The following is a 12,043-nucleotide window of genomic DNA, read 5'->3' as shown; positions in this document are numbered from 1 at the left end:
AGGAAGGCCCTCGTCGGGCTTTCCTTCTTTTTTACGTCTGCAGCCGTCCGGTAACAAATTGAAGGGCTTCCTGCTTTGTAGTCATTTCCCCATTAAGAGCTGCTTTCTCCACTTCAAATAAATAATGCCGGAAGTCACGGGAAGGCGTCATCCCGGCTGCAATTAAATCGGTGCCCCGGAGCAGAGGAAGCTGCTGCCGCTTTGTTTGATAATCCAGCAGAGCTTCACTGACAGCGTAATCGGACAAAGCATATTTGAAATAAGCGCTGACAGCCTCCAGGTCTTCGCTGCGGCAGGAAGATAGGGCATCATGTATCGTGCCGAGTCTCTGCATATAAAAAGATCTTGGAAGCCCCGATAGATAAATAAAAGACTCTAAAAATCGTTTCTGCTCTTTAGATACGGCTAAAAAGCGCGCTTTTGCGAGAAGGTCGGGTTTTTCCATGTAAAGGCAGAGCAGATAGTGAAACCAGGATTCCCGGTAAAGCGGCACTGCCCAGTGTTCAAGCATTTCTTTAGCACGGAAGCCCCAATAAGCATGGGGGAGAAAATCATCCAGCACGTCCAGCTCATAAAGACGCTCCAGGCTGAAATATGGATCGGTCTCCTTAAAAAGAAGTTTCATTTCGTTAATCGTCCTGCTGTTGGAGAGCGTTTTAATGGAACTGCCTGCTTCTTTAGCAAGGCGCTCGGCTCGTTCATCCATTCGAAAAGACAGGCGGTATTCGAACCTGAGGCCGCGCAGAATACGGGTGGGATCTTCGACATAGCTGAGATTATGAAGCACCCGGAGTGTTTTTTCTTTTATATCTTCCCAGCCTTTAAAGAAGTCCAGGAGGTCTCCAAAGGTGCCCGGGCATATAGAAGCGGCCATTGCATTAATTGTAAAATCCCGGCGGTATAAATCTTCTCTAATATTTGAATGACGAACCGTAGGCAGGGAAGCAGGCCGTTCATAATATTCGGTTCTGGCGCTGGAAAAATCAACTTTTATCTGGTCGGGAAGGGTCACAGTAGCTGTGCCAAACGATTCATGAATATGCACGGTTCCCATTTTTTCTTCTGCATAAGCGGCAGCAAATGATGGCGCATCCCCTTCAATAATAATATCCATATCTTCGCTGGGGCGCTCCATAATTAAATCGCGGATCATTCCACCGGTAATGTAGGCGTGCAGACCTTCTTTTTCAGCTTTAATTCCGATTTCTTCAAGCAGAAACGCAATGGGCGGCTGCAGGTACTGCTTAATATAAGTAGCAATATTTTTCTTCTTTTGTACAGCATAGGCGGTATCCTGCTGCATCCAGTCAATCATGTCGGTTCTGGAAATAATACCGGTAATGGTACCGGAATCGCCGAATACAGGTACTCTGCCGATGTTATGCTGAATCATTAATTTCTGGACGTATTCGATGGAATCTGTCTCAGCAGCATAGTATGGGTTGGAGCTCATATATCCTTTGACTGGAGCGTGGGCCAGCTTATGCTGCATCGCTTTGTCGAGATCTCTTCTGGAAATGATACCTTCCAATTCGTCGTTTTCGTTTACAACGGGAAAACCATTGTGGCCGAATCGAAGCATTAAATTGTAGGCATCTTCTACACTCGTATCCGACGTAACGGTTTTAACAGGGCGGGACATAATCGTACGTGCAGAAGTACTGGGCTCCATACATTCCGGTATGACCGCACACAGCTGTTCATATACAGCGTCAGGCTCGCCGCGCAGGGAAAGTCCGGCCGCACCAAGGTGTCCGCTGCCTCCGAATGGTTTTACGAGCGAAAGGATAGAAAAACGGCGGGTACGGGAGCGGCCTACGATAAATGATTTATTTCTTGTGTGGACAAGCGTAATTACCGCATCTGTATTGATCATTTCCAGTAATTTTTCTGTTACGGTATTAAGCTGGCCTTCCAGCTGAGGTACTGTAATACGGCATAAGGTAATGCGGACGCCGTTTTTTTCCATTGTTTCCTGTTTAGATAACAGCTGGTGGAATAGCTTCTGTTGTTTTTTATTTAAGGTTTCCTCATTAAATTGACGGATAATTTCCAGGTTCATACCGTAATCCATTAAATAAAGCACAGCCTCCATATCTTTTTTTGATGTGTGGGAGAACATAAAGGAGCCTGTATCCGCGTAAATACCAAGGCCGAAAAGAGTTGCTTCTTCACTGGTAATATCGAGCTGCTTTTCTTTTATTCGGTTCACAAGAATAGAAGTCGCAGATCCTGTCGGCTCCATAATGTATACGTAATTTTTCAGTTTCTTTTTTGGAGGAGGATGATGATCATAAATCACAACAGCCGCCTGCTCCGGCAGCATATCGGTTTCTTCAGCAGCGGAAGCGGGGGAGCCCGTATCTGTTAAAATACAGGTGGTTACATGGCGCCAATCTACATCAGATCGTTTAATAAAAGAAAAATGATCCCGGTATATAGCCAGGTAATGGCGCACGTTTTCCTGAATATCGTCATGAAGAATAACAAGAGCTTCCGGATGAAGTTTTTTTGCAGCAACGGAAGATGCCAGGGCATCAAAATCGCTTTTATTGTGAGTTAAGATTACCTCCATCAGATACCCTCCTATCTTCTTGTGCCTTTAATATTCATTAGTGATTTATGAAGTTCAAGAAGCCCCAGGGAAAGAATGGATTCAGCCGAATTTTTTTCCGGCTGCATGCCGACTCTATCAAAGTAGGACATAATATCTTCTATCTGGTCTTTTTGCTCCTTATATAACCGCAAATGAGTCAGCAGGGTTTCATTGCCGAGCTCTCTGGAAAGCTGATTAATTTCTGTTACGAGTTCATCGTATTCGGATAATTTCCGGTAATAATATTCCTGTTTTCGTTCCCGGCTCGTTTCCATAACCTCACCTGTATGGTATGACATACCTATAGTATAGGATGAATAGCGGCAAATGGAAACTAATCATAAAGAATGCGTTTACAACGTAAAGGAGCTCGATTATACTGAAATTAGGTACATACGGGAAAGGGGCTGGACAATGGAAGGTTTTGCTTATTTAGTCATGCAGATTTTTACAGCCATCTATTTTTTCGGAACGTTTGCCGCTATATTGTTTGTCGGCAAAGTATGGAAGAAACGAAACGGGTATTAAAAAAGACAAACCTGGAGGTCCCAGGCTTGTCTTTTTTATTTTCGTCCGAGTCCCATCGCCCGTTCTGCTTTCGTCAGCATTTTAACAGCACGTGTATTTGCTCTTTCTGCTCCGTTATCGAGAATACTGTCCAGTTCCGATGAGGCCATCAAGTCATGGTACCGGCCTTGAATCGGCTCCAGAACGGAAACAACTGCTTCTCCTGCCGCTTCTTTAAATGCACCGTAACCTGCATGTCTGTATTCGGAAACAATGTCATCAACCGTGCGGCCTGTGCATTCAGAGAAAATTGTTAATAGATTGGATACGCCGGGTTTGTTTAACTGATCGTAATACACTTCATTTTCCGAATCCGTTACGGCACTTTTGAATTTTTTTCGAATGACGGCAGGTTCATCCAGCATGGAAATAAAGCTTTTCTGGTTGGCATCGGACTTGCTCATCTTTTTTTCCGGCTGCTGCAGAGACATAATGCGTGCGCCATTTTCTTCAATTTGTACTTCAGGTATGGTGAAGATATTATTGTATTTATTATTAAATCGTTCGGCTAAGTTTCTCGTCAGCTCAAGGTGCTGCTTTTGGTCTTCACCCACGGGAACGATATCTGTTCCATATAATAAAATATCGGCAGCCATTAAAGGCGGATACGTTAATAAAGCGGAAGACACACCATCTTTTCCGGTGGATTTATCTTTAAACTGTGTCATGCGCTCAAGTTCACCAATATAGGATATAGCCTGCATCATCCAGGCAAGCTGGGAGTGGGCGGGCACTTCAGATTGAATAAAAAGAACAGACTTCTCCGGGTCAATGCCGGAGGCCAGATAGAGAGCAGCCAGACTTTTAATGTTATGACGGAGCTCTTTTTTCTTTTGAGGTACTGTAATGGCATGCTGATCCACAATACAAAAATAACAGTCATTTTCCTCCTGCAGCGGCGGAAAGTGACGGAGTGCGCCTATATAATTGCCGAGAGTTAATGTGCCGCTCGGTTGAATGCCTGAAAAAACGGTTGCCATGATTGATTCATCCCTTCTGCTTGCTTAACTGCTTCCTTTCATATCATATCGAAACTACCTGGCAGAGTAAACGAAATCAGTCGTTTCTTGTATTTTTTTTACTAGAATGCTTCTTGGCTGTATAAAAACACCATAGAAGAAAGGAAGCAGGCAGTAAAAAGGGAAGAATGGCATCTGCATCCGGAAATAAACCGCTGTAGGAAAAAAGAATACTTATAACAATACAGATGGCTGATACAATTAGGAGCAGTTGTATTTTAAACATGGTCTGCCCTCCTTTATACATAGAAGAGCAGCGGCACTCCGGCCTCTGCTCTTACGTTTGGTTTTTTTAATTGGCAATAAAAATCAAGTAAGACGATACAAAGTAGATAACGACGATAGCGATCGATGGAAGGGTATAGTAGCGAATAACTTTTTTTCTGGCCCGCATAATCGAGTAAACGAGAATACATGATAAAAGAGCTATGGCCGTAGACGTAATTAAATTTGTTTGACTGGAGGCGGCAATAACAGGGCCTTTAAAATAGAAAATGTCACTTACCGTTAACAAAATCATGTTAAATAAATTACTGCCTAAAATAGAACCGAGTGCCAGATTGTAGTTACGCAGTTTCAGTGCTATAAAAACAGAAACTCCTTCCGGCAGGGAAGTAGAAGCAGCTATTAAGAAACTTCCGACGAAACTGGCACCAATACCGGTTCTTGTAGCAATACCATCACCGCTGAAAGTCAAAGCGGAGCCTGCTATTAACGTAATAACAGCAGCAATAAGAAAGCCGGTCTGCGCTTTTTTCAATGGAATGCTTTTCTTTTTAACAGGAGATTTCGCTTCCAGCGCTGGAGCGGCTACTTCATTGGAGCCGGTGAATTTATTAATAGCGATCATGCCAATAACATAAGTTAATAATATAATAATGGAATCAATGCCGATACCGAGTATGGAAATATCTGTTCTGATAATTAAGGCGAAGAAAACCATGCCTGTTAAAAAGACGCCAAGCAGTGCCGTATAAATATTGGATCTTGCCATACTGGCGAATATTTTGTCTTTGCGGTAAACAAGGTCAAAAAATCCTATTATTAAAATGTTAAATAAATTGCTTCCCAGCACGTTACCTACAGCTATGTCCGGGCTGTCAATTAACACGGCGGTTACACTGGCTGTAACTTCAGGCAGTGAAGTGGCACCGGCAAGAAGAATCGTACCGACCATCATGCCTCCCCATTTTGATTTTTCACTGATAACATCAGCATAGGTTGATAATTGAACAGCAGCAAAAATGGTAACCAGAGCAGCGATAAGAAATAAAATGTAAATCATACGTTCTCTCCTTTTAATGGCAAAATAAAATATAACTGCAGATTTGACCTTCTTAAGTTTACCTTAGGACAGGAAAAAGTAAACCAAAACCGTCCTATCTCAAAAAAATAGAAAATATTCTTTTTTGTTTTAAAGAGGCTGACATGTATAATAAAGGAGGAAAATAAAAAGGAGAGTGGTTATATGTCAATATATGCTGTGTTTCTGCCAATGAAAGATGAAGAAAAAAGCGCGCAGTACCGTCCCCAGCACCTGGAATTTCTTGAGAAACTCCATGAGAGCGGCAGCGTTTCCGCTTATGGGAAATTTGCTGATGGAAGCGGCGGTCTAGTAATGTACAGAGCAGCCAGCTATGAAGAAACAGAAAAACTGGTAAAAGAAGATCCTTTTGTTAAAGAAGGCGCAAGAACTTATGAGATCCGCGAATGGGTTATGACATCCAGCGAGTGGAAATAGAGAATCGTTTAAAAAAGCCCGCCTGGTTAGGCGGGCTTTTTTGCGCATTTATGTAGAACAATTCCGGATAAAAGCTTATACGCTTTACCGGAATGCCTGTTGTCTAGCGGGTGTTTTGAAGAGATTCGGAACTGACGGACTTTTCAATACGCAGGTCCAGGTCGCCTATTTTCTTAGCGGCCAGTTCGTCAGTGATCTGGCGGTAGTGATGGTTTCCGTTAGGCTCCTCGTCTTTTTCATCGGCGAGAGCTACTACTTCCTGCAGGCTGTTACGATAAACGGTCTGCTCGGGCAGATAAGAATCTGTATGAAGCAGGACAGCCAATGCTATTTCTTTAGCTGTGACCGGATCCTCTCCGAGGCGGACCAGAAGCTTATGCGCTCTTTCAGCGCCTTTAATAGCATGAATATCGTTTGCTTTGTAAGAATCAAAATCCCATTCTCCGTCACGATACCATTCATAATGACCCATATCATGCAGGAAAGCGGCTTTTACAGCCAGGTCTGGATCGACCTGATATTGCTTTGCCAGTTCGAATGCATGATAAGAAGTAGAAATAGCATGAGCAAGTCCGGACCGCTTCACGTATTTCTGAGTAATAGGGTGTTGATAAATCTGCATCAGCGTCACTTTTCTCATGTTTTTTCCTCCTTTTATCTTACTGGCTTAATGTATACCTTTTATATAAGATGATAATTATTTTACAGGCAGTGCCAGATATAAAAATAGTCCCCATTCAGGAGACCTTCCTAAATGAAGATATTTTAATAAATATATCATAAAATAAAGCATAAAAGCAAGTATAAATACTCTTTTTGAAAATAGATTTGGCCTTTTTATATATTAAGCAGATTCCGGACAAAAACTAGTCATAAAGAAAGAAAAACAAGAAAATAATTACAATTATGACTTGGTAATTATGCAAATCATATGTATAATTTTACCTAGAAAGATACATACATATAACTGGGGGCAATTATGAAAAGAACAGTATTTAAAGCAGGAACAGTCCTCGTATTGGGAGGCCTTGCAGCGCTCCAGACCATACAGCCGGTGCAGGCTGAGGAGCAGGCAGGCGCGCACCCTCATAAAGAATTAGGAAATATGGAGCTGCAGTTTGAAGGGTCATCCCGATTTTTATATAACACGGGATATAATTTCGAATACCCGGATGCGGTGAGAGGAGTTTATGTAACAGCTAATTCTATTGTAGGAGAAAAATCGACAGGCTTATATGATCTGTTGGAAACTACAGATTTGAACTCCATGGTTATAGATATAAAGGATGACTTTGGAAATCTTACGTTTATGCCGCCGGAAGATTCAGACCTGCCTGAAATAGGAGTAAATACCATCGCAGATCCGGAAGCAATGATGAAGCAGCTGGAAGAACATGAAGTTTATCCGATAGCAAGAGTGGTTGTGTTTAAAGATACAGAACTTGCAGAAGCAAGGCCGGATCTTTCTTTTACTGAAAACGGAGAAGTATGGAAGAACTCCCGTGGTGAAGCTTTCGTCAATCCTTATGAAAAAGAAGTCTGGGATTACAATGTGAAAATTGCAGAAGAAGCTGCAAAATTGGGATTCAAAGAAATACAGTTTGACTATGTACGTTTCCCGGAAGGATTTGAGACACGCGATGAAGCTCTGGAATATTCGAGAGGTGATTTCGGGGATGAAGGAACAAATACCGAACAGCGTGTAAATGCGGTAAATAGTTTCGTTGAATATGCCAGAGAAGAGCTTCAGGGGAAATATGATGTGGAGGTTTCCGTTGACATATTCGGAAATTCAGCCGTAGTTGGAACAGAGCCGGGCATCGGCCAGAGTTTTACGGGTATTTCTGAAAATGTCGATGTTATTTCTTCCATGATCTATCCCAGCCACTGGGGCCCAGGTTCCTTTGATATTGATAAGCCGGATCTGCATCCTTACGAATTAACAAAAGAGTATGCGGTGCTGGAAAATGAAGTGCTCGGAGGTTTGGAAAACCCTCCGGTAACACGCCCGTGGATCCAGGACTTTACTGCCAGCTACCTGGGAGCCGGGAATTATATCAGCTATGGAGATCATGAAGTAGAAGAGCAGATCAGGGCACTAAATGAACAGGGAATCGATGAATACCTGCTGTGGGACGCCGGGAACAATTATTCCGCCAACGCAGACTATACGCCAATAAATGATTAAATTAGAAACCGCCTTTTTATAGGGCGGTTTTTAGTTTTTATCAGGCAGCTGATTACAGGCATCATTTTGACCGGTTACATATTCGGCAGTAAACACGTATAATAGAAGTAACATATAGTTAAGCAGAGGGGGAGACGCATGAACTGGTATGATAAATTGAGCCAATATTTTCCTATTGAAGAAATGAAGTCAAAAGAACATATGGAACTGCTTTTAAAGGAAAAAAGTGATATTTACCATAAAGATGAGGGTACAGATTATGTTATTATGTACGTAGAGACAGAGGACTTTGTGTTTATTGATTACCTGTTTGTATCAAAGAACTCACGCGGTCAGGGCCTTGGTAAAAAGCTGCTTGACTCCTTAAAAGAAAAAGGAAAACCTATTATTCTGGAAGTAGAACCTCTTGATTATGAAGATACCGATACGGAAAAAAGATTAAACTTTTATAAAAGAGCTGGTTTTGAACATGCAGAATCCATTGGATACACCAGAAGGTCGTTGTCCACAAAAGAGCTAAACACTCTGGAAATTCTTTATTGGTCCCCGGAAAACGACAGTGAAGAGTTAATATATGAAAAAATGAAGCATACGTATGAACATATTCACACATATAAAGACGAACAACTATACGGCGAATCCTATCAGACGGTAGACGAGGTATTATCTTTCTCAAAAAATGACGATCCTGTTAAAAAAGAAAAAGCCTAAACCATTTAATCCTTATGAATACTGGTTATAAATTCAATTACCTCTTAAGGAGGTGGGAGAAATGAAGGGCAAAATTAAAGAAAAGCGCAGGCGCAAGAGAGAAGTGCTGAAGGAACTCCTTCGTAAAAATTTAAAAGACTGGAAAGCAGCACCGTCTCCGAAAAGTGGTTCAGCTTCAGCAAAGCTGTCTGCTTAAATGGGAGAACAAAATAGAGGCCTTGAAGAAGGCCTCTATTTTTTATTATCAATTAAATATAAAAAAAGATCTGTATATAGGTTTTGTACATGTAATAAAAAGGTATTGTAAAGTATTGACTGAAAATAACCGTCAGCAATAGGGAACATATATTCACATTTAACCTTTTCAAATTAGAATAATTATTGTATAATTATAGTTGTAAACAGAATGATTTTAACAATAGTTCCAGCATATAAATTACCTTGTTAAACAAGGAAGGAGAGGTTCATTCGAATGGTAACCCTACTCACATCGCCAAGCTGCACATCATGCAGAAAAGCAAAATCATGGCTTGAAGAAAATGACATCCCTTTTGAAGAAAGAAACATCTTTGCTTCTCCGCTTAGTATTGATGAAGTAAAGCAGATTGTCCGGCTTACAGAAGATGGTACAGATGAGATTGTATCTAAACGCTCTAAAGTATTTCAAGAGCTTGATGTAGAGCTGGAGAGTCTTCCACTGCAAAAACTCTTTGCTTTAATAAGCGAACATCCCGGATTACTAAGACGCCCAATTATTTTCGATGAAAAGCGTCTGCAGGTAGGATACAATGAAGCCGAGATACGCCGCTTTCTTCCAAGAAAAGTTAGAACGTTCAACCTAATGGAAGCTCAAAAAATGGTAAACTAATGTAGAAAAACTTTCGCTTTTTATGTGAAAGTTTTTCTTTATCTTTTTTTAACCAATATTTCTCAATTACTTTTATTGATTATCAGTTTAAATATATATTGAGAAAATTTGTTCAAAATAATGAAAAAATTTATAAATAGATCATGCCTTTTTCTTGACTTATAGAGCATAATCCTTGAAAATAAACATTTAATAGGACTACTATATATAAACACATGTGACGCTCCGCTCCCCCCTTAATGAAAGGGTGCTTGCATTGGGATGAGCACATATTATACAAGCCATATCTGCACTGGTATTTATCTGCAGAAAGAATGCTTGAGTTCTCATATATCTAGAGAGAAGACGAAACGAGCACCACCTTATATAAGGAGGGAGAAAATCGTGGAAATCGAAAGAATTAATGAATCCACAGTAAAGTTTTTTATTACCTACAAAGACATTGAAGACCGGGGATTTGACCGGGATGAAGTATGGTACAACCGCGAGCGCGGAGAAGAGTTATTTTTTGAAATGATCAATGAAGCCCACGACCAGGAGAATTTTGAAATTGAAGGGCCGCTCTGGATTCAGGTTCAGGCGCTGGATCAGGGAATGGAAATCGTAGTAACGCGCGGCCAGATTACTGACGGCAACGTGAAGCTGGAGATTCCGGTTTCCCAAAATAAATCGGATGATATCCCGGTAGACGATAATATTGTTGATATGCTCGATGATCAGTTTAAATCAACACAGAAAAGCCGTCATACAAGCGGCGGCCAGGATTCTGAAGAGCTTGAAATTGTTATTGCCTTTGCCGATTTTGAAGATCTCATTTCATTGAGTCATGCTTTTGATGCTAAAGGTGTCCAAAATGAAATATATTTCTTCGAAAATAAGTACTATTTATATTTGATGTTCGACAATCAATATTCCGAAGAGCAGCAGGATGATATGGTCAGCCATGTTCTTGAGTACGGCCAGGAATCTGATGTTTCTATTTTCCGTATTAAAGAATACGGAAAGACAATTGTGGGAGAAGAAGGACTAAGCGTTATTAAGTCTAATTTTTCTTAACACAACTAATGCAGATAGGCATACCGCTTCTTAAACACTGTGAAAACAGTGATTTGAGAAGCTTTTTTTTATTTAAAAAGGAGGCATGCATTTGTTTATTGCAATAAATGAGTCCGGAGAATCGATTTCTCTGCTTCAACCCCATCCGGCCGAAGCACTAAAAGGTTGTTTTCGGTGCGACGTCTGTAAAGAGCCGGTAGTATTAAAAAAAGGGACAAGAAAAAAATGGCATTTTGCTCATCGGGCCGATTCTAAATGCCGGACCGGCGGGAAAACGGAATCAGATCTTCACATGACTGGGAAAAAGCTGCTTTTTCAATGGGTCAATCAATCTTATGAAACAGAAATGGAAAAGTTTATCCCGCTGATCAACAGAAAAGCAGATGTGCTCGTCACAATAAATAAACAAAAATATGCGCTGGAATTTCAATGTGCTGCTATAACGGAGAAGGAAATACTAAAGCGTACCCAGGATTACCTGTCATGCGGAATCAGGCCGATTTGGATATTCTGTACAAAGAATATCCGCGTCAGGGAAACGGGAAAGCTCTCTATCCATGCTTTTGAATGGACGGCTCTTCGGGAATCTCCTGACCGGCGTTCGCGTTTTCTTGTCTATCTGGATCCGTATGCAGAGACCTTAAGCATGTTCAGCCCCTCATTACATCAATTAAAAAAACAGCATCTTACCGATATTTCAATTTGGAACTCTTCAATTAATAACATAATTCAAGGAGTTCAATCAGGTGAGAAAACAAAACTCAATTCCGCCGGGTGGCTGAAGTTTAAAGAACAATGGCGTTTTAAACCGCAGCCCTGGATAGGAAAAAAAGATGCCACTTTCCTAAAAGAACATATGCTGAAAAAACAGTCTGATGTAGCTTTTTTTCCTGCAGAAGCAGGCTGGCCTGTTTTTGGGTATGAATATTTTCTTACTCCTGTTTATATTTGGCAAAGCTGCATACTCCTGGAGTTTTTACCGTCTGTCTTCTACAGCAGGGGCGGCTTTGCTCTCGAAGACATGATCGGCTGGGTGAAACAGAAAATAACCGGGAAAACCTTCCGGGTGCGTTTCTTTCCGCAGATCAAACAGCCGCTCAGGACAGCTGTTCTCAACTATTTATTTCTTCTTGTTCGTTTTGACTGTCTTTCTTACCATCAGCCGTCCCGGACGTTTTTAATAAATAAACTGCCACAAGCGGCACCTTCCCTTGTGGATGGATACAATAAAGACAGGGAATACAGTTTTCAACTGCGATAACGAAAAGAGGCAACATTGGCAATCAGAAAGCAGGTT

General features: G+C 41.2%; 14 protein-coding genes. 8 read left to right on the top strand and 6 right to left on the bottom strand.

Features of this window, described 5'->3' with window-relative positions:
* Window positions 1-31 precede the first annotated feature (31 nt).
* Both ATL39_RS06420 and ATL39_RS06415 read right to left on the bottom strand, forming a co-directional pair.
* On the bottom strand, window positions 32-2,575 hold the full coding sequence (locus ATL39_RS06420) for a CBS domain-containing protein (RefSeq protein ID WP_120192464.1): 2,544 nt from the start codon (window positions 2,573-2,575) through the stop codon (window positions 32-34).
* 11 nt (window positions 2,576-2,586) lie between these two features.
* Window positions 2,587-2,871: a hypothetical protein gene (locus ATL39_RS06415; protein WP_120192463.1), complete on the bottom strand. Its 285-nt coding sequence runs from the start codon at window positions 2,869-2,871 to the stop codon at window positions 2,587-2,589.
* A 52-nt stretch (window positions 2,872-2,923) separates the two neighbouring features.
* Between ATL39_RS06415 and ATL39_RS06410 the strand changes: the two genes are divergently transcribed.
* Window positions 2,924-3,124 carry a hypothetical protein gene (locus ATL39_RS06410; RefSeq protein ID WP_120192462.1) on the top strand — a complete coding sequence of 67 codons (201 nt, stop codon included), beginning with the start codon at window positions 2,924-2,926 and terminating at the stop codon, window positions 3,122-3,124.
* A 35-nt stretch (window positions 3,125-3,159) separates the two neighbouring features.
* On the opposite strand, the gene trpS is transcribed toward ATL39_RS06410, so the two are convergent.
* The 3 genes from trpS to ATL39_RS06395 all read right to left on the bottom strand — a co-directional run bounded on the left by trpS (window position 3,160) and on the right by ATL39_RS06395 (window position 5,467).
* Window positions 3,160-4,143, bottom strand: coding sequence for a tryptophan--tRNA ligase (trpS, locus tag ATL39_RS06405; RefSeq protein WP_120192461.1), 984 nt, complete (start codon window positions 4,141-4,143; stop codon window positions 3,160-3,162).
* 76 nt (window positions 4,144-4,219) lie between these two features.
* Entirely contained in the window at window positions 4,220-4,408 is a 189-nt protein-coding gene (locus tag ATL39_RS06400) for a hypothetical protein (RefSeq protein WP_120192460.1), read from the bottom strand.
* Window positions 4,409-4,474: 66 nt separating this feature from the next.
* The gene (locus ATL39_RS06395; RefSeq protein ID WP_120192459.1) at window positions 4,475-5,467 is read right to left on the bottom strand and encodes a sodium:calcium antiporter; all 993 of its coding nucleotides are present in this window, start codon (window positions 5,465-5,467) and stop codon (window positions 4,475-4,477) included.
* Between the two features lie 183 nt (window positions 5,468-5,650).
* Here ATL39_RS06395 and ATL39_RS06390 point away from each other — a divergent pair, with 183 nt between their 5' ends.
* Entirely contained in the window at window positions 5,651-5,923 is a 273-nt protein-coding gene (locus ATL39_RS06390; protein ID WP_120192458.1) for a YciI family protein, read from the top strand.
* 103 nt (window positions 5,924-6,026) lie between these two features.
* On the opposite strand, the gene ATL39_RS06385 is transcribed toward ATL39_RS06390, so the two are convergent.
* Window positions 6,027-6,563, bottom strand: coding sequence for an HD domain-containing protein (locus tag ATL39_RS06385; protein ID WP_120192457.1), 537 nt, complete (start codon window positions 6,561-6,563; stop codon window positions 6,027-6,029).
* A 339-nt stretch (window positions 6,564-6,902) separates the two neighbouring features.
* On the opposite strand from ATL39_RS06385, the gene ATL39_RS06380 reads away from it, so the two are divergent.
* The 6 genes from ATL39_RS06380 to ATL39_RS06360 all read left to right on the top strand — a co-directional run bounded on the left by ATL39_RS06380 (window position 6,903) and on the right by ATL39_RS06360 (window position 12,007).
* Complete coding sequence (locus ATL39_RS06380; RefSeq protein WP_120192456.1) at window positions 6,903-8,111, top strand: putative glycoside hydrolase; 1,209 nt, start codon at window positions 6,903-6,905, stop codon at window positions 8,109-8,111.
* A 138-nt stretch (window positions 8,112-8,249) separates the two neighbouring features.
* A complete protein-coding gene (locus tag ATL39_RS06375; RefSeq protein WP_120192455.1) occupies window positions 8,250-8,822 on the top strand; it encodes a GNAT family N-acetyltransferase in 573 nt (190 codons plus the stop codon).
* 61 nt (window positions 8,823-8,883) lie between these two features.
* Window positions 8,884-9,018 (top strand): hypothetical protein, encoded by a 135-nt coding sequence (locus ATL39_RS17615; protein ID WP_281270883.1) that lies wholly within the window; start codon window positions 8,884-8,886, stop codon window positions 9,016-9,018.
* Between the two features lie 276 nt (window positions 9,019-9,294).
* Window positions 9,295-9,690 (top strand): transcriptional regulator SpxA, encoded by a 396-nt coding sequence (spxA, locus tag ATL39_RS06370; RefSeq protein ID WP_120192454.1) that lies wholly within the window; start codon window positions 9,295-9,297, stop codon window positions 9,688-9,690.
* Between the two features lie 384 nt (window positions 9,691-10,074).
* Window positions 10,075-10,746 carry an adaptor protein MecA gene (gene mecA / locus ATL39_RS06365; protein ID WP_120192453.1) on the top strand — a complete coding sequence of 224 codons (672 nt, stop codon included), beginning with the start codon at window positions 10,075-10,077 and terminating at the stop codon, window positions 10,744-10,746.
* 91 nt (window positions 10,747-10,837) lie between these two features.
* Window positions 10,838-12,007 carry a competence protein CoiA gene (locus ATL39_RS06360; RefSeq protein WP_170146853.1) on the top strand — a complete coding sequence of 390 codons (1,170 nt, stop codon included), beginning with the start codon at window positions 10,838-10,840 and terminating at the stop codon, window positions 12,005-12,007.
* The last annotated feature ends 36 nt before the right edge of the window (window positions 12,008-12,043 follow it).

The sequence above is a fragment of the Sinobaca qinghaiensis genome, from assembly GCF_003610495.1.
Classification (GTDB): Bacteria; Bacillota; Bacilli; order Bacillales; family Marinococcaceae; genus Sinobaca; species Sinobaca qinghaiensis.
This window is presented reverse-complemented; position numbering and strand designations above follow the sequence as displayed.

Excerpts from the sequence above, each read along its gene's own strand:
- ATL39_RS06420 (WP_120192464.1), bottom strand. The coding sequence starts at position 2,575 with ATGGAGGTAATCTTAACTCACAATAAAAGCGATTTTGATGCCCTGGCA.
- ATL39_RS06415 (WP_120192463.1), bottom strand. The coding sequence starts at position 2,871 with ATGGAAACGAGCCGGGAACGAAAACAGGAATATTATTACCGGAAATTA.
- ATL39_RS06410 (WP_120192462.1), top strand. The coding sequence starts at position 2,924 with ATGGAAACTAATCATAAAGAATGCGTTTACAACGTAAAGGAGCTCGAT.
- trpS (WP_120192461.1), bottom strand. The coding sequence starts at position 4,143 with ATGGCAACCGTTTTTTCAGGCATTCAACCGAGCGGCACATTAACTCTC.
- ATL39_RS06400 (WP_120192460.1), bottom strand. The coding sequence starts at position 4,408 with ATGTTTAAAATACAACTGCTCCTAATTGTATCAGCCATCTGTATTGTT.
- ATL39_RS06395 (WP_120192459.1), bottom strand. The coding sequence starts at position 5,467 with ATGATTTACATTTTATTTCTTATCGCTGCTCTGGTTACCATTTTTGCT.
- ATL39_RS06390 (WP_120192458.1), top strand. The coding sequence starts at position 5,651 with ATGTCAATATATGCTGTGTTTCTGCCAATGAAAGATGAAGAAAAAAGC.
- ATL39_RS06385 (WP_120192457.1), bottom strand. The coding sequence starts at position 6,563 with ATGAGAAAAGTGACGCTGATGCAGATTTATCAACACCCTATTACTCAG.
- ATL39_RS06380 (WP_120192456.1), top strand. The coding sequence starts at position 6,903 with ATGAAAAGAACAGTATTTAAAGCAGGAACAGTCCTCGTATTGGGAGGC.
- ATL39_RS06375 (WP_120192455.1), top strand. The coding sequence starts at position 8,250 with ATGAACTGGTATGATAAATTGAGCCAATATTTTCCTATTGAAGAAATG.
- ATL39_RS17615 (WP_281270883.1), top strand. The coding sequence starts at position 8,884 with ATGAAGGGCAAAATTAAAGAAAAGCGCAGGCGCAAGAGAGAAGTGCTG.
- spxA (WP_120192454.1), top strand. The coding sequence starts at position 9,295 with ATGGTAACCCTACTCACATCGCCAAGCTGCACATCATGCAGAAAAGCA.